The following is a 23,711-nucleotide window of genomic DNA, read 5'->3' on the forward strand; positions in this document are numbered from 1 at the left end:
TTGCGGCATGCCGTGCTGGGGTCACATCGCCGAAAGTCCGCCATCGATCACTAGCTCGGCACCCGTCACGAAGCTTGCTTCGTCCGAACAGAAATAGAGCGCGGCGTTCGCGACATCGCCAGGCACGCCGACACGCCCGAGCGGAATCTGGCGGGCAAGCTTGGCCAGGACATCTTCGCGCGCCTGCCCCGCCGTCAGCCCGTCGAGCAAGGGTGTGTCGATGAAGGTCGGATGGAGCGAATTGCAGGTGATCTTGCCGCCCATTTTGGCGCAGTGTAGCGCGACCGACTTGGTCAGGTGACGCACCGCCGCCTTAGCCGAATTGTAGGCGGCGAGGTTGCCCGCCGCGACAATCCCCGAAATCGACGAGATATTCAGGATCGCGCCGCCGCCGCTCTGTCGCATCAGCGGCAGGCAGCTGCGCATGCCATAGAAGACCCCATCGAGATCGATGGCGTGCGTCCGCTTCCAGTCCTCGATCGAGATTTCTTCGACCGAACCCGTCAAGCAGATTCCGGCGTTGTTCACGAGGATGTGAAGTGCTCCGAAGGCGTCCTCTATAACCGGCAAGGTGGCTGCCCAATCGGCCGGATCGGCAACGTCGATCCTCAACGCCACCGCTCCGCCGCCGAAATGGCGAGCAACCTCGCTCGCTGCCGCGAGATTGACATCGGAGACGATCACGCGTGCGCCTTCGTCCGCGAAGCGCCGCGCTATCGCCGCGCCGAGCCCCGATCCCGCGCCGGTGACCAGCGCCACCTTGCCTTCCAGCCTGCCTGTCATACTCTCATTCCCTGATGGTGGCGCGGGGCCGTCTGGCCCGCCCTCCCGTTGCCATTATGCGGCGGAAAAGCGGACTTTCGGTTGCTCCGGATCGTCAGAAGCGCATCGTTGCTTCGACGCCGTAGGTGCGCGGGGCACCGCGAGCGAGATAGTCGAGGTAGAAGGCGTTGAGGTTCAGACCATATGTATAATAGAATTTGTTGGTCAGATTCTTGCCCCACAGCGCGACCGAGAAGCGCTCGTCGAACGTATAAGTCGCTCTGGCATTGAAGAGGACATAGTCGGGATTGCCGCAAGCGATCTCGGGCGTCGCCGCAAGCACCAGCGAACCTGCGGCGGGCTTGTCGCAGGGATTCTGGCCGTAGGAACCGAACGGGTCGAAGAAATATTTACCCATATATTGGACGTCGCCGCGAACCTGGAACTTGTGCGGACCGCTGTCGACCAGCGTCACGTCGACCCCCGCCGACGCAGTCCATTTGGGTGCGTTGGGGAACTGGTTGCCGTTGATGTTGCGTGTCAGGCTGGCCGGATCGGTCGGGTCGATCTTGTTGCCTTTATATTTGCTGTTGAGATAGCCCACCGAGGCGTCGAAGCGGATCGCGTCGGTAGCCTGCAGGGCGAGCTCGGCCTCGCCGCCAAAAACGCGGCCGTTTGCGGCACGCAGGAAGGATGTCGCGCCGATGATCTGGGCGATCTGCTGGTTCGAATAATCATAATAGAAGCCGGCGAGATTGAGCTGGAGCTTGTTGTCGAGCAGTCGCGTCTTCAACCCGACCTCATAGGCATTCACCTTCTCGGGATCGAGGAAATAGACCTGGCTCACATCCTGATAAGCGAGTCCGTTATAGGTGCCCGAACGATAACCGCGGCTGTAGCTTGCATAGCCCATCACATCGTCGCTGAACTTATAGTCGACGACGAGGCGCCCGGTGAGTTCGCCCGAGGATTCCTTCTGGTTCAACGCCGGAAGGTTTGGATCATCGGGCGAACTGTAAGGGACAAGGTTAGCGATCGGGGTCACCCCGTCCAGCCCGAAGAGGACCGTCCGCGCATTCTGATATTTCACCTTGTCCCATGTGTAGCGCAGGCCAAGCGTGATGCTGAGCTGATCCGTGACATCCCAGACCGCCTCTCCATAAATGGCGGTTGAGGGCCGCTTGAGCGTGAAGCGCTGGTCTCCGGCGATCGGTCCGAACGGTGGGGCGCCCGCCGCGAAGCAGGCGTTCTGCGCCGCAGTCCCGCCAGCCGTATTCGTCGCGGCCACGTCGGCGTTGAACGCGATCAGCGTGCGCGCGTCGAAATAGCCTGCGGGGTTGATCACGACGGGAGCGCAGAAGCCCGGGTCGGTCGGGGTCAACGACGGGTCGAGCGCAAAGGCCGGTAGCGTCCGCAGCGAATTGCCGACCGCGATCGGGATATTGCCATAGTTTCCGGGCAGGCCGAGCCCCGAAAGGATCGGGCGCAGAAAGCCGAAGAAATCGGGCTCATTGTGCGTGTCGATCTTGTCCTGGCCATAATAGAGACCACCGATCAGTTTCAGCCGGTCGCCGTCATAGGTCAGGCGCAGGTCCTGGTTGAAACTCTTGCTCGCGCTGTCGTAGCGGATCGCGCAGATATTGTTCGGCGAGCCGTCGCAATCAAACGGAGCGAGGCGATAGCGGCCGACATCATAGCCGGTGATCGAGGTCAGGGTGAGGTCGTTCCCGAGTTCGGCCTCGATATTGAGCGACAGCCCTTTCGACCGGGTAAAATATTCGCCGCCGGTATCCGACTGGACCTCGTTTCGCTTCAGCAGCCGACCCCCGAGTTCGGGCCTGGGATCGAAGCGCGAATAGCCCCCGGCGTCGGTGCGGCCCTGAAGATAGCCGATACCATAGGGCAGATCCTGCCGCGGGTCATTTTTGGCATAATAGGCCTTGAGGTTGATATCGATCGTATCGACCGGCTTGAAGCGAAGCGAGATGCGGCCCGCGATCGAATCGGTGGTGCCGAAGTCCAGGTTCTGTGTCGGATTGAACGTATAGCCATCGCCCTTGCTTCGCGTGAAGGCGGCGCGAATGCCCGCCTTGTCCTCAGCGAGGGTCAGCTCGACCGCGCCCTCGGCCTTGATCGTGTCATAATTGCCGTAGCCGAGCGTCAGATAACCGTTGTTGCCCGAGAGATAGGGCTTGCGGGTGATGAAGTTGATCGCGCCGCCCGTCGTATTGCGGCCGTAAAGCGTGCCCTGCGGCCCGCGCAGGACTTCGACGCGCTCGAGATCATAAAGCTGCTGGCCGTGGCTCGCGCGGAAGCTCTGATAGACTTCGTCGACATAGACCCCGACCGGAGATGCCGTCGAAGCCGAAAACTCGTTGGCGACCGAGATGCCGCGGAGCGAGAAATTGGGCTGCGTATCCGAATAGGCCGAGGTCACCTGGATATTGGGCAGGCTGCCCATGAGGTCACTCGTCTCGCTGACCCCGCGCGCCGCGAGATCTTCGGACGAGAAGGCAGAGATGGCGGCGGGAACATCCTGAAGATTCTGCGACCTCTTCTGGGCGGTCACGACGATGTCGCTGAGCCCGCCCGCGCTCGTCGTTTCGTCGGTCGTAGCGGCATCCTGCGTCGCCGGTGCGTCCTGCGCCCCCGCCGGGACGGCCGCGAGCGCAATCATGCTCCCGGCGATGAAAAGGGCGGTTTTTCTGGTATTATTATAAGTCATTTTCGCTCTCCCTGAAAATGTTCGTCGAAATCTCGTCAGCTGCCCCCGTCTCGTGCGGGCGCCGACATTCGAAGGTCGATCATGCGTCCGGCTTCCCGGCTCGCATCGCGCAGCTTCTGCTTGTGGATCTTGCCGGTTTCGGTCCGGCCGACGCTTTCGAAGCGCCAGAGGCGCGGGCGCTTCGGCCCGGCGAGGGTCGCTGCGATGTCGGCGGCGATCCGCCGCGCGAGTTCGATGTCGTGCGGCCCCGTCGCGGCGTCGCTCTCGACGAGAACCGCGACGACTTCGCCGAGATCGGAGTAGGGAAGCCCGAAGACCGCGCAGTCGCGCACCGCGGGATGCTCGATCAGCGCCGCTTCGACTTCGCTCGGATAGACATTCACACCGCCCGAGATGATGGTGAAATTCCGCCGGTCGGTGAGGAACAGAAAGCCGTCGTCGTCGACATGGCCGATGTCGCCCATCGTGGCCCAGCCGTGCGCGTCGAGCGCGCCGCGCGTCTTCTCGGGATCATTGTGATATTCGAGCCCGGCCTTGCCCTCGAAATAGACGGTGCCCGTCGTTCCGGGCGGCACTTCGCGACCATCGTCATCGAGAATATGAATCGTGCAGCCGAAGGCCCGTCCGACGCTGCCCGGCCGGGCGAGCCATTCGGGCGAGCTTATGTGCGTAAAGCCAACGCTTTCGGTGCCCGAATAATATTCGTGGAGGATCGGCCCCCACCAGTCGATCATCGCGCGCTTCACCGAAGGCGGGCATGGCGCGCCGGCATGGATCGCGCAGCGGTGCGACGACAGATCCTGAGCCGCCCGCGCATCCCCGGGCAACGCGAGCAGACGCGAGAACATCGTTGGCACCCACTGGCTGTGCGTCACCCGCTCGCGCTCGATCAGACCGAGCGCTGCGGCGGCATCGAATTTCTCCATGCCGACAAGTTTGGCGCCGGCGCGCAGCAGGTTCATCGCGAAGCGCAGCGGGGCCGCGTGGTAGAGTGGCGCGGGCGACAGAAAAATGGTGTCGGCATCGAAGCCGAACAGGGCCGCGCCGCGCTCGACGCGGCGGCCGTCGCTGCCCAATTCTTCGCCGGCCAGCGGACGGCGCACGCCCTTGGGCCGGCCCGTCGTTCCCGAGGTGTAGAGCATGTCGCCGCCCTCGATCGCGGGCGGCGGCGAATGGTCGCCAGGCGCCGCGGCGAGAGGCGGTAAGCCGCCGCCATCGTCGAGGCCGTAGCGTCTGAGGTCGAGGCCCTCCGAGGCCGCCGCGCCAAGCGCGGCGAGGTCGGGCGAAGCGATCAGAACGCGGGCCCCGCTGTCCTCGAGGATGTAGCGCACCTCTCCGGGGGTCAGCCTGGTCGGGATCGGCAGAAAATAGAGACCCGAACGCTGCGCCGCCCAGGCAAGTCCGAGAAATTCGGGCCGGTTCGAGACGAGCAGCGCGACGACATCGCCCTGCGATAGTCCTTCGTGCCAAAGCAGCGCGGCGACGCGCGCGCTGAACCGGTCGAGATCGCCGTAGGTCCAGCGCCGCGCGCCGAAGACGAGCGCTTCGCGGTCCGGGTCGCGCGCGGCGATCGCGGCGGGCGACCAGTTCATGCCGACGCGCCCGAGAACCGGCCCGACAAATGCGCGGTCTCGTTGACGCTAACGACCGCGAGGCGATCGAGCGATGAGCCGGCAAGCCGCGTGATCGATCCATAATCGGGCAGGAAATGGCCCATGCCGTCGAGGCCGAGCGCCTGCCCGAGCAGGATATTGATCGGAAAACCGTGGGTGAAGATCGCGACGGTCTCGAGGTGGCGCCGCGCGAGGAGATCGGCGTAGGCGTCGAGCGTCTCCGAACGGAAGCGCTTCGGGTCGATCCCGAAATAGCCGATCGGATCGCCAAGGAAGCGGCGCCATTCCGCCTCGCCGCGTGCCCGGATGATCTCGGCATTGGCATAATCGACCCCGTAACGATCGACTTCGCCGAGATTGGCGATCGCCTCGGGAACCTTAGCGAGCCGGTCGGCGAGCGGCTGCGCGGTCCCCGCGGCGCGCGCCATGCCGCTATGAAAGATGGCATCGACCGCGGTTTCGGCAAGATATTGGCCGACATGCCCGGCCTGCTCGCGGCCGAGCGCCGACAGCGGCGGATTGGCGGGGGTAGCACCGGCCTGGGTTTCGGGCTTGCCGTGGCGGACGAGGATCAGCTTCATCGTTCAGCCCCGCCCCGCCAGCGTGCGCAGCGCATGAAAGCCGCCATCGACCTTGAGATCGACGCCATTGACCCAGCTCGCGCGCGACGACAGCAGGAAGAAGATGGCCTGGGCGATTTCCTCAGGCCGGCCGTGACGGCCCGTGAGGGCTTCGGCCGCGGCGATCCGGTCCGCGCCCATCGAGCTGCGGAAATCGGCGAGGATCGGCGTCTCGACCGGGCCCGGACTGACGCAATTGACGCGAATCCGGCGCGAGCTGAAAGCGGCCGCCTCATGGAGCATCCAGCGGTTGAGCAGCGCCTTTGAATGTTCGTAGGCCAATGTCCCGTCGAGGGTCGAAAGCTCGGCCTGCAATTCGCGGGGCCCGAGGCCCAGAAGCCAGTCTTTCGCGGCATCGTCGAGCGAACAGCGCGCAGCCGTGATGCTCGACACGGCGACGATGCTCGCGCCCTCGGCCAGCCGCCCCGCCAGCGCGTCGGTCAGTTGCCGCGGCGCGAGCAGGTTCACCGCGAGCACCGCCGCCGTCGGCGCCGTCCCGGGCAAGCCGGCGACATGCGCGATAGCGGCAAGCGGCCCATCGATCTGCTCCGCCGCGCGGGCGATCGCTTCGGACGAGGCAAGGTCGCAGACGATGTCACAACCGGGCCCCGCGGCGCGGTCGAGACCGATCGGCCGATACCCCGCGTCGACGAGGTCGCGGTAGAGCGCGCGGCCGATGCCGCTCGCCGAACCCGTGACAAGGATCGTGCCGCTCATTGCCAGCGCACCTTCATCGCCGACCAGCCGGTAAACCAGTTGGACGGCAGCCGCTCGGGATCGCCGACGAGCTCGATCGTCTCAATATGGCGTCCGAGCGCTTCGAACAGCAGCCGTGTCTCGAGCCGCGCGAGATGCGCGCCGAGACAGAAATGCGGTCCGATCCCGAAGCCCATATGCGGGTTAGGCTTGCGGTCGAGAACCAGTCTGCCCGCTTCGCGGAACATTTTCTCGTCGTGATTGCCGCTCGCGAACCACAGGACGACCTTGTCGCCTTTCGCGATCGCCTGCCCGGCGATCACCGTGTCGGCCGAGGCCGTGCGGCGCATGTGCGTGACCGGCGAGACGAAGCGGCACATTTCCTCGGTCGCGGTCGGCAGCAGTTCGCCATGATCGCGCAGGAGCGGATAATCGCCTTGCCGCACCAATTGTGCGAGACCGCCGGTAACGAGAAAGCGCGTCGTCTCGTTGCCGGCGATGGTCAGCAGCATGAAATAGGCGTCGAGCAGTTGCTGCGGCTCTTCGCCCTCCGGAAAATCGGCCTCGACAAGCAGGGTCGCAAGATCGTCGGCGGGCTGCCGGCGCTTCAATGCGCCAAGGTCACGGAAATAGTCGAAGAGATGCTGGCGTGCACCCGCCTGCTCCGCGTCGCTCGCATTGACGTCGGACATCAGATTGGCCGAGTCGACGAGCGCCGGCGCTTCCTCGGGGGGCACGCCGAGCATGTCGGCGATGACGAGCATCGGCAGCCGGACCGCGATGCGATCGACAAAATCGAAGGCCTCACCGTGCGGCGCCGCGAGCACCAGTTCCTCAGCGATGCGCGCGAATGCCTCGGTTCGCCGCTCGACCACCGAGCGCGACAGGCCGGGCATGACGATCGAGCGCAGCCGCGAATGGAGCGTGCCGTCGCTGTTGTGGACGCTGGGCGCCCCATGGCCTTCGGCGCGGCGATCCTTGATCTGGGTTCCCTGCCCCGAGATGAAGAGCTGACCCTCGCGCGCCGCCGCCGAGATGTCCGCGTAACGGACGAGCGACCAGAAGCCCGGTCCGTCGGGCTCCTGGTTGAAAGCCAGGCCCTCCCTGCCACGCAGGCCGCGAAACAGCTCATGCTCGCGCGAACTCTGGAAGGGCGCGATATCGAGGAGATCGACCGGGCTCATGCCGTCGCTCCGCGGATCGTCCGATACCAGATCAGGGCGCAGCTGCGACCGAGCCGCTCGATGGTTGCCGCATCGGGATCATCGACCGCAAGCCCGATCTCGACATAGGCAAGCTGTTCGGTAAGCGCACTCAGCCCCGCCGCGACCATCGCGGCGTCGTCGAGTGGAGGAATCTCGCCGCTCGCGACGAGCTGATCGAACCAGCGATGCGTTCGCCCGACATAGCGGTTGCGAATCTTGAGCCACATTTCGCGAAACTCGATCTCGTCGTTCCGCGCCGCGACTTCGCGCGCCACGCGAAGCAGTTTCCGGTTCTGCGAATATTCGCGGAAGAACTGGATATTGCGCCGCTCGAGCTGCGCAAGGGTGACCGCGCCATCCTCGCCCACTTCGCGCCCCGAGGTGTGACGGAGCTGCGCATTCATCCGGTCGAGGACCGCGACGAGGATCTCGGCCTTGTCCTTGAAGTGTCGATAGAAGAGGCCGTGGCTCACCCCGGCCTTGGTGTTGATGTCGACGACGCGGGTCGCTTCGTAACCACGCTGCCCGAAGACCTCGGTCGCCGCATCGAGCATGCGCTCACGAGTCGCTTGCCCCTTGGGGGTGGGCGGCAGCGCCTGCTCAGCCTTGCTGTTTGGATCTTGCTCCATCGGCACCCTCGATTCCATTCATCCATTGTCTTTTCGACTTGCACTCATAGTGCAAGAATGTAAAAGTGATGTCAATGTCACTTTTACATTGCCGAGCCAAGCGCGCTCCCGGCTCGGAAAGATGGCAAAAACATATAGGGAAGAGGAGAGCATGATGGGCCGACTAGACGGCAAGATTGCCATTATCACCGGCGCGACGGGCGGGATCGGATCGGCGACCGCGCGCAAATTTCTCGGCGAAGGCGCAAGCGTCATGATCGCCGGCCGTGATGCAGGACGACTCGCCGAGGCGGCCGCAGCACTGGGCGAAAGCGACCGCGTCGCGACCTGTGCCGGGCATCCCGCCGAAGAGGCCGATGTGGCGGCGCTCGTTGCGGCAACCCTCGCGCGCTTCGGGCGGCTCGACATCCTCGTCGCCAACGCGGGATCGGAAGGCAGCGTCATCCCGCTGGTGATGGCCGACGTCGAGAGTCTCGACGAGGTGATGCGCGCCAACATCCGCAGCACCTTCCTCGCGATCAAGCATGGCGGGATCGCGATGGCCGAAACGGGCGGCGCGATCGTCACCATGTCGTCGGTGACCGGCGAGGTCGGGGTTCCGGGCATCGGCCCCTATGCCGCCACCAAACATGCGATCCTCGGTCTCACCAAGGTCGCCGCGCTTGAGCTTGCCGCGAGCAACATCCGGGTGAACAGCGTCGCTCCCGCCCCGATCGACAATGCGATGATGCAGTCGATCGAGGAGCAGGCGGCGCCCGGCGATCCCGCTGCCGCGCGCGCGGGCTTTTCTGGGCTGATCGCGATGCGCCGCTACGGCCGCAACGAAGAGGTTGCGAATGTCATCGCCTTTCTCGCCAGCCCCGAAGCCAGCTATGTCACGGGTGCGACCTATGCCGTCGACGGCGGCTTCCTGGCGGCCTGACAAAAAGCGAGGGAAGAGACAATGATTGACACCGAACCCCTGCTCGCCACGCTGCTCGAAGAACGCAAGGCGCGGCGCGGTCTGCCGCCCTATCTTCCGCAGGAGGATCGCGCGGTCGCGGCGCTGCTGCAAAGCTGGTACGATGAGCGGGAGCCGGGCGCGAATGTCCGCGACGTCGCGCGCATGGGCGGCGGCGCATCGCGCGAGCAGTTCATCTTCACGCTCGAGCGCGACGGCACCGAACGCCGCTATATTCTGCGCATGGACCCGACCGAGGGCATCACCGAGACGAGCCGTGCGCGCGAATATGAGATATTGCGCGCGTTCGAAGGCACGCTTCCGGTTCCCGCCGCAGTCTGGCTCGACATCGACGCCGACCATTTCCCCTGCCCCGCAATGATCGTCGAGGTCGTTGCGGGTGTGACCAAGCCAACCTCGGACCAGCTTTCGGTGACGGGTCTCGGCACCATATTGGGCGATCCACTTCGCGACATCATCCGCCCGCAATTCCTGGGGCATCTGGCGACCATCCACAATTTCGACTGGAGCACGGCCGATCTGCCCTCCTTTACCGCGCCGACGGACGATCCCAAGCAGCCGACGCGCTGGCTGATCCAGTTCTGGAAGGAATTGCTCGAGCAGGATGCGGTGACCAAGGAGCCCGTGCTTCGCCTCGCGACGCAGTGGCTCGAGGATAATGTGCCCGACTGCGAGAAAATCTCGGTCGTCCACGGCGACTATCGCACCGGCAATTATCTCTTCGAAGAAGCTGACGGCCGGATCACCGCGATCCTCGACTGGGAGATGTGCTACCTCGGCGATCTCCACGCCGATCTCGCCTGGGCGATCCAGCCGGTGTTCGGCAGCCATATCGACGGCGTCTTTCGCGGCAGCGATCTCGCCCCGCCCGCACAATTCCTCGCCGAATATGAGGCCGCGAGCGGCAATCGAGTCGATCCAGCAAAGCTGCATTATTTCACCATGTTCAACGCGTGGAAGAGCTACATCCTCGTCGCCGCGCTCGGCGTGCGCGCCGCGCGCCAAGCGCATAACCACCAGGATGTGCTGCTCACCTTCCTTGCCGCGACCGGGCCGTTGTTCGTCGACGAGCTGGCGCGGCTCCTCATGATGGAGGAAAGCCAGTGAACCCCTCGGTCGACGATCGCCTCAACAGCGTGCTGCGCGCGCTGCAGTCCGTGGTGTTGCCCGCGCTTCCCGAAAGCGCCAATCTCGCGCGCGAGCAGATCATGCTCGCCATGGGGCATATCCAGATCATCCAGGCGCAGCGCGACGCGACCCCCGCCCATGAGGCCGGGGAACTCGCCGACATGTCCGATATGGCCCGCGAGATGCTGGCGATCGCAGGGGGAGGCGAACCCATCGCCGCCGCCCGCGCCGCCCTCGCCGCCCGGCTCGCCGACGAGGATGGCCTGTCGCGCGATCGCGCCGAGGCGATCCGCGAGGCGATCGACGCGCTGCTGCGCACTGCGCACGCAGGCGGTGAACGCGATTATCACCGCCGCCTTGCCGCAGCGATCCTGCCGCTTGGCCGCGCACGCGCGGCCAAAGACCGCGCCTGGTTCGCCCCGATGGGCTTCGACAGCGAGATGAGCGCGTGAGCGCAAATGGAGAAATGGGCATGACGATCGATCGCGATTTCCGAATGCTGATAGGCGGACAGCTGGTGCCGGGCGCGGCACAGCTGGCGGTGGAAAATCCCGCGACCGGCGACATTTTCGCCGCAGCCCCCGACGCGTCGCCGACCGATCTCGACGCCGCGGTCGCCGCGGCGCGTGCCGCCTTTCCGGGCTGGCGCGATACACCGGTCGAGGCGCGCCGCGAGGCGATCATCGCGCTCGCCGACCGGCTGATCGCCGAAGTCGAGCCGATGAAGCGGCTGCTTACCCGCGAGCAGGGCAAACCGCACAAGGATGCCGCCGAGGAATTGCTGGGCGCGGCAAGCTGGCTCAAGGCGGCAGCGAGCCTCGACATTCCCGTCACGGTCAACGAGGACAGCGCCGAGCGCTACAGCGAAACCCGGCACGTCCCGATCGGCGTGGTGGCGGCGATCGCGCCGTGGAACTATCCGCTGATCCTCGCCTCGTTCAAGCTCGGACCGGCGCTGCTCGCGGGCAATTGCGTTATATTGAAGCCCTCGCCTTTCACTCCGCTCACCGCGCTGAAGCTCGGCGAACTAGCCGCCGACATTTTCCCGGCGGGCGTGCTCAATGTGATCAGCGGCGGCGATGCGCTCGGCCCCTGGCTCACCAGCCATGCCGGGATCGACAAGGTCAGCTTCACCGGCTCGACGGCGACGGGCAAGAAGGTGATGGCCGCAGCGTCGGACACGCTGAAGCGCGTGACCCTCGAGCTTGGCGGTAACGACCCCGCGATCGTCATGCACGATGTCGATGCCGAGGCGATCGCCGAGCAGATTTTCTGGGCTGCGTTCGGCAATGGCGGGCAGATCTGCATCGCCTCGAAGCGCATCTATGTCCACGAACAGGTCTATGATGCGCTGCGCGACGCTCTCGTCGCCTATGCCCGCACGGTAAAGGTCGGCGACGGGGCCGAGCTGGGCACGCAGATCGGACCGGTCAATAACAGTCTGCAATATAAGCGCGTGCTAGAACTAATCCGCGACGCGCGCGCGCAAGGCTATGAGTTCCTGACCGGCGGCGAGGAAGCGCCGGGGACCGGTCATTTCATCCCGGTCACAATCATCGACAATCCCCCCGAAGATAGCCGTATCGTTCAGGAAGAGCAGTTCGGCCCGGTACTGCCGCTCCTCAAATTCGGTGATTATGACGAGGCAATTGCGCGCGCCAACGCATGCGAATACGGCCTTGGCGCAACTGTCTGGGGGGCGGACGAAGACTCCGCCTGGGCGCTGGCCGAACGGATCGAGAGCGGCAATGTATGGGTCAACGAAACTCGCCACCTCTCGCCCTTCGTAGCTTTTGCCGGACACAAGCAATCGGGGTTTGGGGTCGAGAATGGCCAAGAGGGGCTTCTCGAGTACCTTCTGCCTAAGACGATCACCCGCAAGCGCGCGCCGGGTAGTCAATGAGCCGCGTAGCGGACCAGCATTCGGTCCGCTACGCGCCAGCAACGCAGGACGATATCAGGCCGCCATCGCCCGACGACCTGCCTCGACAAGAAATCGTCGTCGCCGCGCTTGCAGTTCGGCGACGTAGCCACGCCCCTCGCGTAGCTCGATTATCCGCCGAAGGAGGCGATCCGTCGCGACGTCGATATCGGCGCGCCCGTCATGGCACCGCCGCCAGCGTGCAAGCAGCCATGCGACGCCAATCGTATCGCTTTCGCAGGCTTCCTGAACGGCATCCCACGCGCCCGCGTAGATGAACCCCGTGACCGCGAACGCCGGCGCGGTCATCTTCGCCGGGATATCGAGCACAGCCAAGACCTCGGCGAGATGGATCGGCTTCATTTTGAACCCACCGGTCACGATGCGAGCGAAGTCGAGGTGGCGAGCCGGATCGTTGCCGCCGAAAGACAGCCAGCGCCAGCCACGGGGAAGAGTCAGGCCATGCTTGTAGGCCGCCATCATGATCAACGGAATGTCGTGCACCATCCCCGCCCACGTCACGAGCTCGGCGTCTGGCCAGGTCTGCAGCAGCTGGAACAGCCCGGCCACGATCGCACGCTCGTCATGGTCCGGCTGGCTCAAGGTCACGAACTGCGCGATATCCAGATTACCGTCGGCATGCTCTGTCAGCACCATGACAGAGGCGGTGACGATGGTCTGGAACACCCAGCGCGGACAGGTCAACGGATCTTCGCTGCGCGTATAACCGCGGCGCGCAGGCTGACTGTTGTCGTTACCGGGGCTATACCGTTCCGTGGCCTGGTAACGGCGGTGGCCGCTTTCATCGATGACGGCGGACTCGACGTCGAGCACAATATAGGAGCGCGGTCGGCGTTCAACGCCGATACGGGGTTCGTATTTCACAGATATTTCCTTGGAATGCGCGGCAGGCTCGGCCTGCCGCGGTGCTCAGTGGTTTTGAGAATGATGGGTGCCGGCACCGGCCCCGATTATTTGTCGCTGGAGCGCGGCTGGGACGTGTGCGTCTTGATACGCGTGCGCGTCGCGGCGGCGACGCGTGCTATGCGGGCCAAGGCTCGACAATGTCCGCCCGCGATGTCGGAGGGCGCTCCCGCCAGACATTCGAACGCGCCATCGCTGCCCAGCCGGATCGTAACTTTCCCGCATTCCGACACCAATATCACCGGCGCATTGCTGTCGCCCGACCAGGGTCGGCATCGAAAGATGTGGATCAAATGCTGGTTGCGCATAACTGCCAGATACTCACGCGGCCCGGACTTGCCGGTGTGGGACTGACCTGCATAAATGATGTCCTGGTCCCGATCCATCGCGCGGAGAACCAGTTCGCACACGATGCCGCCGTCGATCGCGCCACCGGTGCCGAATTCAATTGACGGGGTAAGCTTGTGGTCTGCCGGAAAGCCCATTTCGTGGCGCAGAGCCCAGGCGTGTTTCTGTTGCCGCAGCGCCTTTATCGTGGTGTCGTTCATGCTATCTTCCTTACTCTTGGGTGACGGCCGCTTTGGCCGGAGCCTTTTTCCGCTCTCTCACGGTGCTCAATTCCGCCGCATCGGCGGTGGCTTGCGCCTGTCGGCGCCATTCGATGGCCGCAGGCCGTCGATTTACTGGATGTTCAAAATTTGCGGCTAAGCCGCTCTCTGAAGGAAGAGATTGCGACCTCACCTTCATGCGAAGCGTCGCGGCATAACGACGCTCGCTGGCCTCGCTGCTCGCGCGACCAGAGCAGCGAGGCCCTCCCCCTTTATCGATAACGGGTGTGCCAGCTGAGCTGGGTCACGCGCGGTGTTGCGCGGAGCTCGGCATCGCGCGCGAGCCACAGGGCTTCCGCCTCGTGCGCCGCTTCGGCGATCTCGCGCCACCAGACCTTCTCGCGCGCATCCCAGCGATAGCCGCGCGCCTTGAGGAGATGGCGTTTGTCGAACGGCGCGCCCGTCGCTTCGAACCGCAGCGACGGCTGCGCTGCCCGAGCGATCAGCTCTGCCATGAGCGGCCGCACGCCGTCCGGACGATGTGTCAGCAGATGTGCGAGACTGATCACATCGGCGTCCGCCCGATGCCCGGTGGTGAAGTAACCCATCTGCATCAGCAGATGGCCAAGCTTCGCGCCATCGAATGCATGCGCCGCCCAATCAATCTCGCGCATCGAACAGGCCCAGGCATGCCCCTTGATCCCGGGCAACAAGCGTTCAACGATTGGAGCGTCGTAGGCAGAATTGTGCGCGACAATCAGGTCAGAGCCGCCGAGCAGCGCTTCCCAGCGCGGCACGTTCAGGCCCCTCCCCGCCACGTCGTCGTCCGATATTCCGGTCAGCCGCTGCACCTCGGCCGGGATCGGAATGCCGGGATCGCGGAGGCCGCGAAGCGCTGTATCGATGGCGCGGATTTCTCCGGCCTCATCGACCAGCACCACTGCGGCGGCGATTTCGATGACCTCGGCGGTCTGGACATCGACAGATGTCGTTTCCGTATCGACGATCGCGATGCGCCGCGTGGACCCGATTGGCGGCCCATCATTCACAAGTTCGGAAATCGGCCGCACGCGGCGGAGGATGCGGACATCGTCGCACGAGGCGCAGAGACGTAGCGCCGCCTCGAACGAGCCGGCGTCGTTATGGATGGTCATGGATTTTCTCCTGTTCGCTTACTGCCGAGCGCAGGCGAGGCTTTTCCTCCCCTCTTCACCCGGCTGCAGGAGACGCGGTCGCGGCAGCTTTTCCATCCCGGTCACATGCGTCGACCGTCCCAGGCGATAGCAAGGCGCCCCGGTCAGGCGCCGAAGCTAGGAGCGCGCACTCTGCTTCTTGAACCACGGATCCGCGGTGCGCTCGACCGTCAGCCGATCGGTCGGATATTTGCGCACCAGCGACATGGCCTCGTCTGCCGACGCATTGAGCCAAGTGTCATGATCGTCGGGATGTAGGATCACCGGCATGCGATCGTGGATGTCCCACAGCTCTTCGGTCGCATCGACCATGACGCCGGTATAGGCGTTGCCCCGCGTGACGGTTCTCCTGTCCGCGATCCCCGGCGGGGGGCCTGCCGGTCAGCCTGCTCCCTCAGATCAGCTATAGGCCCGTGATCATCGCCGTGGACACGGGCGAACTCGCCCGCCCAGCCTTCATATTTGCGGGCATCGGCATGATGAGGGGGGGCATCGGTCATCGCAGGGTCTCCGGAGTTGATCGGCGCACCACAGCGGCGCCATTGAATAAAAAAAGTGACCAATCGCTTTTTTTATTGCAGTGTAGCGCCATGAACCGCCCTTACCTTTCTGCCGAAATACGCCGGGCCGAGGCTGTAGCGACCGTCATCGAATTGGCCGCAACCCAAGATCCGGCGGTGTTGACCACCGGGCAGATCGCAGCGGCCATGGGGGTTTCCCAGGGCGCGCTGTTCCGCCATTTCCCTGACAAGCTGGCGATCTGGACCGCCGTGCTCGAATGGACCTGCGCTGAACTGAACCACCGCTTCGACAGCCTGCCGGAACGTCCTCCACTCGCCCGACTGGAGGCGATGCTGGCCGCGCATGTCGAATTCGTAATCGAACGACCGGGCGTGCCCCGTGTCCTGTTCGGCGAGCTGCAGCGCGCCGGCGACACCCCGACAAAGGCCATCGCCCGCCAGTTGATGGCCGGATATCGGGCGCGGGTAGCGCAGGCGCTTCATGCTGCGCGCGATTCAGGCGAGGTCGCTGAGGCCACCGATGTCGAGGCCGCGACCGTGCTGTTCCTTGCCATGGTGCAAGGCATGGTCATGCAAAGCCTCGCGATCGACGATTTCTCGGCCATGCCCATCCTTGCACGGCGCCTGTTCGACCTGTTCCGCCGAAGCCTGGGAGCCGCGCCATGCGCATAGCCCTTCCGCAAAGCCGTCGTGCCCTGATGCTGGTTGCGGTGTTGGCCGTGCTGGCGCTCCTGCTTGCTTTCGTGGCTGTCCGCTCCGGGCCGCTCGCGCCGGTGAAAGTCACGGTGGCCAGGATCGAAGAGCGCGCGATAGCGCCAGCCCTGTTCGGGATCGGGACGGTCGAAGCGCGCTATACGCACCGGATCGGCCCGACCGCGCCGGGCCGCATCGCAAGTCTGGCCGTTGACGTGGGCGACCGGGTGGAGGCCGGACAAGTGCTGGCTCTGATCGATCCGGTCGACCTCGATCAGCGCATTGCCGCTGCATCGGGCAGCGCCGGTCGCTCTGCCGCGCTGGAACAGGCGGCTGCCTCGCAAGTCACCGATGCCAGTGCCCGCCTGGCCCTAGCCCGCAGCGAGGCCACCCGCGGCGAACAGCTGTTTCGCGGCGGCTGGTTGACCCGCGCGGCACTCGATCAGCGGCGCCAGGCATTGGCAGGCGCCGAGGCGGCACTTGCCGCAGCGCAGGCCAACCGTTCGGCAGCTGTGCAGGATCGCGGCCGCACCGCGGCGGAACGTGCAGCCCTGCAGGAGCAGAAGGCGAATTTGCGCTTGGTTGCGCCCAAGGCTGGGTTGGTCGTGCGCCGCCTTGCCGAACCGGGGACGACGGTAGTGGCCGGGCAGGCCGTGATCGAAGTGGTCGATCCGGTGGAACTCTGGATCAATGCGCGGTTCGACCAGACCCGCGCGGGCGGAATTACCGCCGGTCTGCCTGCACGCGTCGTCTTGCGCTCGCGGATCGACACACCCATGCGTGGATCGGTTCTACGAGTGGAGCCGGTGGCCGACGCCGTGACCGAAGAAGTCCTGGCCAAGGTGACCTTCGATACGGGCGCGGGCCTTCCGCCGATTGGAGAACTCGCCGAAGTGACCATTGCCCTTCCGGCACGCGGGCGCACGCTCGCGGTGCCCAATGCGGCCATTCACCGCATCGGTAGCGACGTTGGCGTATGGACCTTGCGCGACGGCGACCTGGAATTCGTCGCCCTGAAGCTCGGCGTGGAAGATCCCAGCGGTTGGGTGCAAGTGCTGGATGGCCTTGCCAAGGGCGATCAAGTGATCCTGCACAGCGATCGGCCGCTGACCGCATCGAGCCGAATCACGGTGGTCGACAAGCTGCCATGAGGGGGCTGCCGTGATTAGCCTTGCCGGCCGCGACATCCTGCATGGCTGGGGCAAGTTCGTGCTCACCGGCGTCGGACTCGGCCTGCTGATCGGCGTCACCCTGTCGATGGCCGGGGTTTATCGTGGCATGATCGATGATGCCCAGGCCCTGCTCGACAACAGCGGCGCGGACCTGTGGGTGGTGCAGAAGGACACGCTGGGCCCCTATGCCGAACCCTCCAGCCTGAACGAGGATACCGAACGCCCCATCCGCGCCATGGCCGGTGTGGACCGGGCGGCAGGCGTTACCTATCTGACCATGCAGATCGCGCATCAGGGCAAGGATGTGCGGGTCATGGTGGTGGGGGCAGAAGTCACCCAGCCGGGTGAGCCGGGCCAGCCCCCGCACCTGATGGCGGGGCGCCGGATCGTGCAGGGCCATTACGAGGCCGTGGCCGATGTGAAGACGGGCTTTGCCATGGGCGATCAGGTGAAAGTGCGCCGGAATACCTATCGCATTGTCGGCCTGACTAGTCGGATGGTGTCGTCCGGCGGGGATCCCATGCTGTTCCTGTCGCTCAAGGATGCGCAGGAAGCCCAGTTTGAAAAGGACAGCGACGCCATTGTCCGCCAGCGGGCACGCACGGCGTCCAGCCCAGCACTGAACCCGCCAGGCAATCCCGCCGTGGCCGAGGCGGTAAATGCCACGCAGGCCAACAGCACCAATGTCAACGCAGTGCTGGTGACCGTGGCGGCAGCGTCCGACCCTGAAACCGTCGCCGCCGGGATCCGGCGCTGGCAGCGCGTGACGGTCTATACCCGCGCGCAGATGGAAGAGATCCTGGTCGACAAGATGATCGCCAATTCGGCGCGGCAGATCGGGATGTTCCTGGTGATCCTCGCGATCGTCAGCGCCGCGATCGTCGCCTTCATCATCTACACCATGACCATTGGCAAGATTCGCGAGATCGCCGTCCTGAAATTGATCGGCACGCGCAACCGCACGATTGCCGCCATGATTCTGCAACAGGCGCTGGGACTGGGCTTGATCGGCTTTGCCGTGGGCAAGATTGCCGCCACCTTCTGGGCGCCGTTCTTTCCTAAATACGTGCTGCTGCTGCCGGCGGATTCGGTGCGCGGGTTCCTTGCGGTTATGGCGATCTGTTCGCTGGCCAGCCTGCTGGCGATCCATGCAGCCTTGAAGGTCGACCCGGCGGAGGCCATCGGTGGCTGACGGCATCCGCATCGATAACCTGGTCAAGACCTATGGTCGGGGCGTTACTGCCGTCCACGCCTTGAGCGGCGTCAACATGTCGGTTGCCAAAGGCGAGGTCGTCGGCCTGATCGGGCCGTCGGGTTCCGGCAAGAGCACCCTACTCAAGTGCCTGGGCGCAGTGATCGAACCGACGTCGGGCCGCATGACCATCGGCGACACAGTGATCTACGACGATGGCTGGAAAGTGGGCGATCTGCGCGCCCTGCGCCGCGACCTGATCGGCTTCATCTTCCAGGCGCCCTTCCTGATCCCGTTCCTCGACGTGACAGACAATGTCGCGCTGCTTCCCATGCTGGCCGGTAAGCCCAACGCCCTGGCCCGAAAGGAAGCGCGTGACCTGCTGGAGGCGCTCGACGTGGCGCACCGTGCAGCGGCCATGCCATCTCAGCTTTCCGGCGGCGAACAACAGCGCGTCGCAATCGCCCGCGCCCTAGTCAACCGCCCGTCGGTAATCCTCGCAGACGAGCCGACCGCGCCGCTTGACAGCGTTCGCGCGCTCGCGGTTGTCGACCTGCTAAACACCGTGGCCCGGCAGTTCGAGACCGCAATCATCGTGGTCACCCATGATGAAAAGATCATTCCGACCTTTCCCCGCCTTTATAACATCCGCGACGGCATCACGGTCGAGGAAGCTCCGGCAGGCCGCCCAGGCGCGGACCAGAACCGCGAAGATGCGGGGAAATCATAAAGTGACGCGCGAATCCCAGATCAGCTACCACAGCTCAGCAAGGCATTTTTGGCGATTCGCGGGACACCCCACCATCAAATCGACTGCGTCGATTACTCTGCGCTAAATATTCGCATTCTCTAATTTAATAAATCGAGATAGTGATGTCCTCAGCCAACAAGGAGGCCATCATGACTGACACCATCACCGCTCCCGCCATGCCGCGCATCAATGAGCCGGCACCCGACTTCAGCGCCAAGACCACGCATGGCCAGCGCACACTGGCCGACTATCGGGGCAAGTGGCTCGTGCTCTTCTCCCACCCGGCCGACTTCACCCCGGTCTGCATGACCGAGTTCATGGGCTTTGCCCGCCATGCCGATGAATTCAAGGCAATGAACACCGAGCTGCTCGGCCTGTCGATCGACTCGAACTACGCCCACATTGCCTGGGTCCGATCGATCAAGGAGAAGTTCGACGTCGAGATCCCGTTCCCGATCATCGAGGACATCTCCATGAAGGTGGCGACCGCCTATGGCATGGTTCACCCGGGGGCATCCGACACCCAGGCCGTGCGCGCTACCTTCTTCATCGACCCCGAAGGCACGCTGCGCGCCATGGTTTATTACCCCATGTCGAACGGCCGCTCGATCGCCGAGTTCGTTCGCCTGATGCAGGCCTTGCAGACGGCCGACTTCAACAAGGTCGCCACGCCCGAAGGCTGGCAGCCCGGCGACAAGGTAATCATCCCCCCGCCGCAGACCGCCCCGGCAGCCGAAGCCCGCGCCGGTGAAGGTTACGACTATGTCGACTGGTATTTCAGCACCAAGACCCTCTGAACAAGGCCAAGCAACCGGCGGCGCGTAGGCGCCGCCGGGAACCCGTCAGGAAAGGAATGCTCATGTCAGACCCCGTCATTGCCGCCGCAACAGAGATCGTGCAGCAGACAGGCCCGGCGGCGGTCCAGGTTCGCAGCTTCTTCGACGAAGCAACCTTCACGGTAACTCACGTGCTGTCCGATCGTGTGACCGGCAAGGCCGCGATCATCGACAGCGTGCTCGATTTCGATCCGGTATCGGGGCGCACTTCCACCACTTAGGCCGATGCCGTGATCGCCTAGCCCCGCCCATGCGGCGAGTGGCTGATCGGCGACGCTGATCCACGTCCGCGTCATCTTGCCCTTTTCGCCCTCGGCCTCGGCGAAGGCGGTGAAGGGGATGAGGCAGCGCTGCGCCGGGGAGACAAACCAGTGTTTCCAAAAGCCGGCGAGCAACTTTTCATCGCGGGCATTGTTGATCGGCTTGGGCTTGCTCGTCGGCTTCATGCCCTTGAGCCGCACCGGGAAACCCCAATTCATCTGCTCGATGAAGCCCTCGCCCGCATCCTCGCGCACGACCAGGCCGGGATAGCCGGGATAAACATCTGCAGGCGCGTTGAAGCCGTGGGGGGCCTTGGCGCGGAAGAGATCGGCCATCTCCGCGACGGTGCTCTTATTGGTGTAGAGGTTGCACATGTCGACATGGTGGCGACCCTGCGCCGAGAGTCAATCTGACGAACGGCAGCAAACGACCCCATCGCAGACGGTCTCCCCAGGACCTCGAGAGTTTTGCAGTGTCGGTTAAGTGGCGCTAGCTCTTCGGGTCAGTGTGCCCTTCAGCTCGGTTGCAGCAGCGATCGTATTTGAGATCGTGCCGAACTTCCGCACGTTGGTGTGCAGGAGTTCGAGTCGATGATCATCCTCATCGGTGTCGACAAGGATCTGGTAAGCGATTGAGTTGATCCTAGGAGGGCTCTCCTGACGCTCGGCTTTAAGGCTGACTTCCACCCCCCGAAGGTGAAACCCCAAGAGGGGCGTCACTCGCTCGATACCCTTGATCATGCAGGCGGCGACGGCCGCGAGGAGCAGCTCGGCAGGATTGAAGGCATCGTCGCGGCCTTGCAGATCGGTATCGAGGACGATCTCGGCGGCCTTTGTAGCGGCGATACTCCCGTGCCCGTCGATGCGCCAAGCCCGCACAGCGTAAGTCAGCATAATCTTGCCTCCCTTCGGGCTCAGGCCTGAGCCATCAGCGGGAAGTCTTGAATCGGTAGATTCCCGGGTCCGGGCCGGGTTGGATCGTGTCCAGGCCTTGGCTCACGACCCAGCGCAAAAAATATTTCGAGGTTAGCCGAAATATCTCTTGCGCGCTGAGAGGTCACCGCATATTTCGAGACTTATGGAAACGAACACCGAATCGATTGTCGAAGCGCTCGGCGCCTTGGCCCAGGAGAACCGGCTCACCCTGTTCCGCATGCTCATCCAGGCCGGGAATGCTGGTTTGGCTGCGGGCGCAATTGCGCAGGCGCTCGGCATCCCTAACTCGTCGCTCTCGTTCCACTTGGCCCATCTCACGCGCGCAGGGCTTATCCGCCAGCGGCGCGATGGCCGCTCGCTCATCTACACCGCCGACTACGAAGCGATGAACGCGCTGGTCGGCTTTCTGATGGAGAACTGCTGCGGAGGCGCAGCCTGTGCCCCCGAAGCCCCCTGCGGCGAGGATGCCGCGCAACCGCAAAGAAAGGTATCCGCATGAAGCGCTTGCATGTCCATGTCGGGGTCGACGACCTCGCACAGTCGATCGGCTTCTACTCGACGCTTTTCGGTGCCGAGCCGACGGTGACCAAGGATGACTACGCCAAGTGGATGCTGGACGATCCGCGCGTCAACTTCGCGATCTCTTCCGGCAACGCGCACAAGGGCGTCGAGCATCTCGGCATCCAGGTGGAAAGCGAAAGCGAGCTGCAGGAGGTCTATGGCCGCCTGAAAGCTGCTGATCGCCCTGTGCTCGAAGAAGGAGCCACGACTTGCTGCTACGCGAAGTCGGAGAAGAGCTGGATCGCCGATCCGCAAGGGGTCGTCTGGGAAGCCTTCTTCACCAACGGTGAGGCGACCGTCTACGGAGACAGCCCTGAACTGTCGGCTCTCTCGGCCAATGCCGCCGAAGCGAATTGCTGCGCGCCCGCAATGGGCCCCAAGGCGACGTGCTGCGGATGAGTGTCACCATCTACCACAACCCGGTCTGCGGCACCTCGCGCAACACCCTGGCGCTGATCCGCGCCACCGGCAGCGAGCCCCGGGTAATCGAGTATCTGGTCGAGCCGCCGTCACGCGGGGAGCTTGTGTCGCTGATCGCGCGCATGGGAATCGCCCCCCGCGATCTGCTGCGGCAGAAAGGCACGCCTTACGATGATCTTGGCTTAGACGACGACAAGCTGACCGACGTCGATCTGATCGACGCGATGATGGAGCACCCGGTTCTCATCAATCGCCCGATCGTGGTCGGCCCGCGCGGCGTGAAACTGTGCCGCCCGTCCGAGCTTGTTCTCGATGTGCTCGACCGCCCGTTGCGCGAGGAGTTTGTCAAGGAAGACGGCGAGGTCGTAAACCCCAATGGCTGACTCTCAGCCTCAAGCGAGCGCGCTCGGGCTTTTCGAACGGTGGCTCTCTTTATGGGTTGCGCTCGCCATCGCGGCGGGACTGGTGCTCGGAAACGTCCTGCCGGATGTCTTCGGGGCTCTGGCCGCGCTCGAATACGCATCGGTCAATCTGGTGGTCGCGCTGCTGATCTGGGCGATGATCTTCCCGATGATGGTCGCGGTGGACTTCGCCAGCCTGCGCGACATCGGACAAAGGCCGAAGGGCTTAGTGCTCACCATCGTCGTGAACTGGCTGGTGAAGCCGTTCACGATGGCGGCGCTTGCGGTCCTGTTCTTCGAGGTCGTTTTTGCCGACCTGATGGCGCCTGCCGACGCGCAGCAATACATCGCCGGGCTCATACTTCTCGGCGCAGCGCCGTGCACGGCGATGGTCTTCGTGTGGTCCCAGATGACCCGCGGCGATCCGGCCTACACTCTGGTGCAGGTGTCGGTGAACGACATCATCATGATCGTCGCATTCGCGCCAATCGTGGCGTTCCTACTCGGGATCACCGACATCATGGTGCCGTGGGAGACGCTCTTGCTCTCAACCGTCCTTTATGTCGTCATTCCGCTTGCGGCCGGCGCACTCACCCGCCGACACCTGCTGGCAAAGAGCGGCGGAGACACCGACGCGGTGAGCCGCTTCACAGGATCCTTGAAGCCCATATCGGTGCTTGGACTGCTGCTGACGGTCGTGCTCCTGTTCGGGTTCCAGGGTGAGATGATCGTCTCGCGGCCGCTCCTCATTGCACTCATCGCGGTTCCCATCGTGATCCAGAGCTACGGCATATTCTTCATCACCTACGGCGCTGCGTGGACGTGGCGATTGCCGTTTCCGATCGCCGCGCCCTGCGCCCTCATCGGCACGTCGAACTTTTTCGAGCTGGCCGTCGCAGTTGCCATCGGATTGTTCGGGCTTGGCAGCGGCGCAGCACTCGCGACCGTGGTGGGCGTGCTCGTCGAGGTCCCGGTGATGCTGTCGCTGGTGGCGTTCGCCAACCGGACGCAGGAGAGGTTCCCGCAGTGAACCTCGTCGATCG

At 64.2% G+C, this 23,711-nt stretch carries 26 protein-coding genes; 13 read left to right on the forward strand and 13 right to left on the reverse strand.

Annotated elements, in window-relative coordinates:
- Nucleotides 1–21: 21 nt before the first annotated feature.
- The 7 genes from AOA14_RS03605 to AOA14_RS03635 form a co-directional block, all read right to left on the reverse strand.
- Nucleotides 22–783 carry a glucose 1-dehydrogenase gene (locus AOA14_RS03605; RefSeq protein ID WP_062900795.1) on the reverse strand — a complete coding sequence of 254 codons (762 nt, stop codon included), beginning with the start codon at nt 781–783 and terminating at the stop codon, nt 22–24.
- A gap of 94 nt (nt 784–877) precedes the next feature.
- Nucleotides 878–3,439, reverse strand: coding sequence for a TonB-dependent receptor (locus AOA14_RS03610; protein WP_062902986.1), 2,562 nt, complete (start codon nt 3,437–3,439; stop codon nt 878–880).
- An 83-nt stretch (nt 3,440–3,522) separates the two neighbouring features.
- Nucleotides 3,523–5,079 (reverse strand): AMP-binding protein, encoded by a 1,557-nt coding sequence (locus tag AOA14_RS03615; protein ID WP_082819806.1) that lies wholly within the window; start codon nt 5,077–5,079, stop codon nt 3,523–3,525.
- A complete protein-coding gene (locus tag AOA14_RS03620; RefSeq protein WP_062900796.1) occupies nt 5,076–5,681 on the reverse strand; it encodes a histidine phosphatase family protein in 606 nt (201 codons plus the stop codon). The genes AOA14_RS03615 and AOA14_RS03620 overlap by 4 nt, the downstream gene beginning before the upstream one ends.
- 3 nt (nt 5,682–5,684) lie before the next feature.
- Nucleotides 5,685–6,437, reverse strand: a complete 753-nt coding sequence (locus AOA14_RS03625; protein WP_062900797.1) for an SDR family oxidoreductase — start codon at nt 6,435–6,437, stop codon at nt 5,685–5,687.
- A complete protein-coding gene (locus AOA14_RS03630) occupies nt 6,434–7,600 on the reverse strand; it encodes a cytochrome P450 (RefSeq protein WP_062900798.1) in 1,167 nt (388 codons plus the stop codon). The genes AOA14_RS03625 and AOA14_RS03630 overlap by 4 nt, the downstream gene beginning before the upstream one ends.
- Nucleotides 7,597–8,268 (reverse strand): TetR/AcrR family transcriptional regulator, encoded by a 672-nt coding sequence (locus tag AOA14_RS03635; protein WP_082819807.1) that lies wholly within the window; start codon nt 8,266–8,268, stop codon nt 7,597–7,599. The genes AOA14_RS03630 and AOA14_RS03635 overlap by 4 nt, the downstream gene beginning before the upstream one ends.
- Before the next feature lie 133 nt (nt 8,269–8,401).
- Here AOA14_RS03635 and AOA14_RS03640 point away from each other — a divergent pair, with 133 nt between their 5' ends.
- From AOA14_RS03640 to AOA14_RS03655, 4 genes are read left to right on the forward strand one after another with little or no spacing between them, the layout of a single operon-like run.
- A complete protein-coding gene (locus AOA14_RS03640) occupies nt 8,402–9,172 on the forward strand; it encodes an SDR family NAD(P)-dependent oxidoreductase (protein WP_202988371.1) in 771 nt (256 codons plus the stop codon).
- A 21-nt stretch (nt 9,173–9,193) separates the two neighbouring features.
- Complete coding sequence (locus AOA14_RS03645; RefSeq protein WP_062900801.1) at nt 9,194–10,318, forward strand: phosphotransferase family protein; 1,125 nt, start codon at nt 9,194–9,196, stop codon at nt 10,316–10,318.
- Nucleotides 10,315–10,791, forward strand: a complete 477-nt coding sequence (locus tag AOA14_RS03650; protein ID WP_062900802.1) for a hypothetical protein — start codon at nt 10,315–10,317, stop codon at nt 10,789–10,791. The genes AOA14_RS03645 and AOA14_RS03650 overlap by 4 nt, the downstream gene beginning before the upstream one ends.
- A 20-nt stretch (nt 10,792–10,811) precedes the next feature.
- Nucleotides 10,812–12,242: an aldehyde dehydrogenase family protein gene (locus AOA14_RS03655; protein WP_062900803.1), complete on the forward strand. Its 1,431-nt coding sequence runs from the start codon at nt 10,812–10,814 to the stop codon at nt 12,240–12,242.
- 54 nt (nt 12,243–12,296) lie between these two features.
- On the opposite strand, the gene AOA14_RS03660 is transcribed toward AOA14_RS03655, so the two are convergent.
- From AOA14_RS03660 to AOA14_RS03675, 4 genes are all read right to left on the reverse strand, one after another.
- Nucleotides 12,297–13,145, reverse strand: coding sequence for a 3'-5' exonuclease family protein (locus AOA14_RS03660; RefSeq protein WP_062900804.1), 849 nt, complete (start codon nt 13,143–13,145; stop codon nt 12,297–12,299).
- 86 nt (nt 13,146–13,231) lie between these two features.
- A complete protein-coding gene (locus AOA14_RS03665) occupies nt 13,232–13,732 on the reverse strand; it encodes a hypothetical protein (protein ID WP_062900805.1) in 501 nt (166 codons plus the stop codon).
- Nucleotides 13,733–14,004: 272 nt separating this feature from the next.
- Nucleotides 14,005–14,886 (reverse strand): 3'-5' exonuclease, encoded by an 882-nt coding sequence (locus AOA14_RS03670; protein ID WP_062900806.1) that lies wholly within the window; start codon nt 14,884–14,886, stop codon nt 14,005–14,007.
- Between the two features lie 156 nt (nt 14,887–15,042).
- A complete protein-coding gene (locus AOA14_RS03675; RefSeq protein WP_062900807.1) occupies nt 15,043–15,237 on the reverse strand; it encodes an SOS response-associated peptidase family protein in 195 nt (64 codons plus the stop codon).
- Between the two features lie 101 nt (nt 15,238–15,338).
- Between AOA14_RS03675 and AOA14_RS03680 the strand changes: the two genes are divergently transcribed.
- From AOA14_RS03680 to AOA14_RS03700, 5 genes are all read left to right on the forward strand, one after another.
- Nucleotides 15,339–16,118: a TetR/AcrR family transcriptional regulator gene (locus AOA14_RS03680; protein WP_238929720.1), complete on the forward strand. Its 780-nt coding sequence runs from the start codon at nt 15,339–15,341 to the stop codon at nt 16,116–16,118.
- The gene (locus tag AOA14_RS03685) at nt 16,109–17,290 is read left to right on the forward strand and encodes an efflux RND transporter periplasmic adaptor subunit (protein ID WP_062900809.1); all 1,182 of its coding nucleotides are present in this window, start codon (nt 16,109–16,111) and stop codon (nt 17,288–17,290) included. Before AOA14_RS03680 ends, AOA14_RS03685 begins: the two co-directional genes overlap by 10 nt.
- A 10-nt stretch (nt 17,291–17,300) precedes the next feature.
- Nucleotides 17,301–18,503, forward strand: coding sequence for an ABC transporter permease (locus AOA14_RS03690; RefSeq protein WP_062900810.1), 1,203 nt, complete (start codon nt 17,301–17,303; stop codon nt 18,501–18,503).
- Nucleotides 18,496–19,233, forward strand: coding sequence for an ABC transporter ATP-binding protein (locus AOA14_RS03695; protein ID WP_062900811.1), 738 nt, complete (start codon nt 18,496–18,498; stop codon nt 19,231–19,233). Before AOA14_RS03690 ends, AOA14_RS03695 begins: the two co-directional genes overlap by 8 nt.
- 170 nt (nt 19,234–19,403) lie before the next feature.
- Nucleotides 19,404–20,051, forward strand: a complete 648-nt coding sequence (locus AOA14_RS03700; protein WP_062902987.1) for a peroxiredoxin — start codon at nt 19,404–19,406, stop codon at nt 20,049–20,051.
- A 65-nt stretch (nt 20,052–20,116) separates the two neighbouring features.
- Here the strand turns inward: AOA14_RS03700 and AOA14_RS20290 are convergent, their stop codons facing one another.
- Together AOA14_RS20290 and AOA14_RS03710 are read right to left on the reverse strand one after the other, a co-directional pair.
- Nucleotides 20,117–20,725, reverse strand: a complete 609-nt coding sequence (locus AOA14_RS20290; RefSeq protein ID WP_062900812.1) for an SOS response-associated peptidase family protein — start codon at nt 20,723–20,725, stop codon at nt 20,117–20,119.
- A 105-nt stretch (nt 20,726–20,830) separates the two neighbouring features.
- Nucleotides 20,831–21,244, reverse strand: a complete 414-nt coding sequence (locus AOA14_RS03710; RefSeq protein WP_062900813.1) for an OsmC family protein — start codon at nt 21,242–21,244, stop codon at nt 20,831–20,833.
- A 184-nt stretch (nt 21,245–21,428) separates the two neighbouring features.
- On the opposite strand from AOA14_RS03710, the gene AOA14_RS03715 reads away from it, so the two are divergent.
- From AOA14_RS03715 to arsB, 4 genes are read left to right on the forward strand one after another with little or no spacing between them, the layout of a single operon-like run.
- Nucleotides 21,429–21,785 (forward strand): ArsR/SmtB family transcription factor, encoded by a 357-nt coding sequence (locus AOA14_RS03715; RefSeq protein ID WP_062900814.1) that lies wholly within the window; start codon nt 21,429–21,431, stop codon nt 21,783–21,785.
- A complete protein-coding gene (locus AOA14_RS03720) occupies nt 21,782–22,246 on the forward strand; it encodes an ArsI/CadI family heavy metal resistance metalloenzyme (protein ID WP_062900815.1) in 465 nt (154 codons plus the stop codon). The genes AOA14_RS03715 and AOA14_RS03720 overlap by 4 nt, the downstream gene beginning before the upstream one ends.
- Nucleotides 22,243–22,650: an arsenate reductase (glutaredoxin) gene (gene arsC, locus AOA14_RS03725; RefSeq protein ID WP_062900816.1), complete on the forward strand. Its 408-nt coding sequence runs from the start codon at nt 22,243–22,245 to the stop codon at nt 22,648–22,650. Before AOA14_RS03720 ends, arsC begins: the two co-directional genes overlap by 4 nt.
- Nucleotides 22,643–23,698 carry an ACR3 family arsenite efflux transporter gene (arsB, locus tag AOA14_RS03730; RefSeq protein WP_062900817.1) on the forward strand — a complete coding sequence of 352 codons (1,056 nt, stop codon included), beginning with the start codon at nt 22,643–22,645 and terminating at the stop codon, nt 23,696–23,698. Before arsC ends, arsB begins: the two co-directional genes overlap by 8 nt.
- The last annotated feature ends 13 nt before the right edge of the window (nt 23,699–23,711 follow it).

The sequence above is a fragment of the Sphingopyxis terrae subsp. terrae NBRC 15098 genome (genome assembly GCF_001610975.1).
Classification (GTDB): Bacteria; Pseudomonadota; Alphaproteobacteria; order Sphingomonadales; family Sphingomonadaceae; genus Sphingopyxis; species Sphingopyxis terrae_A.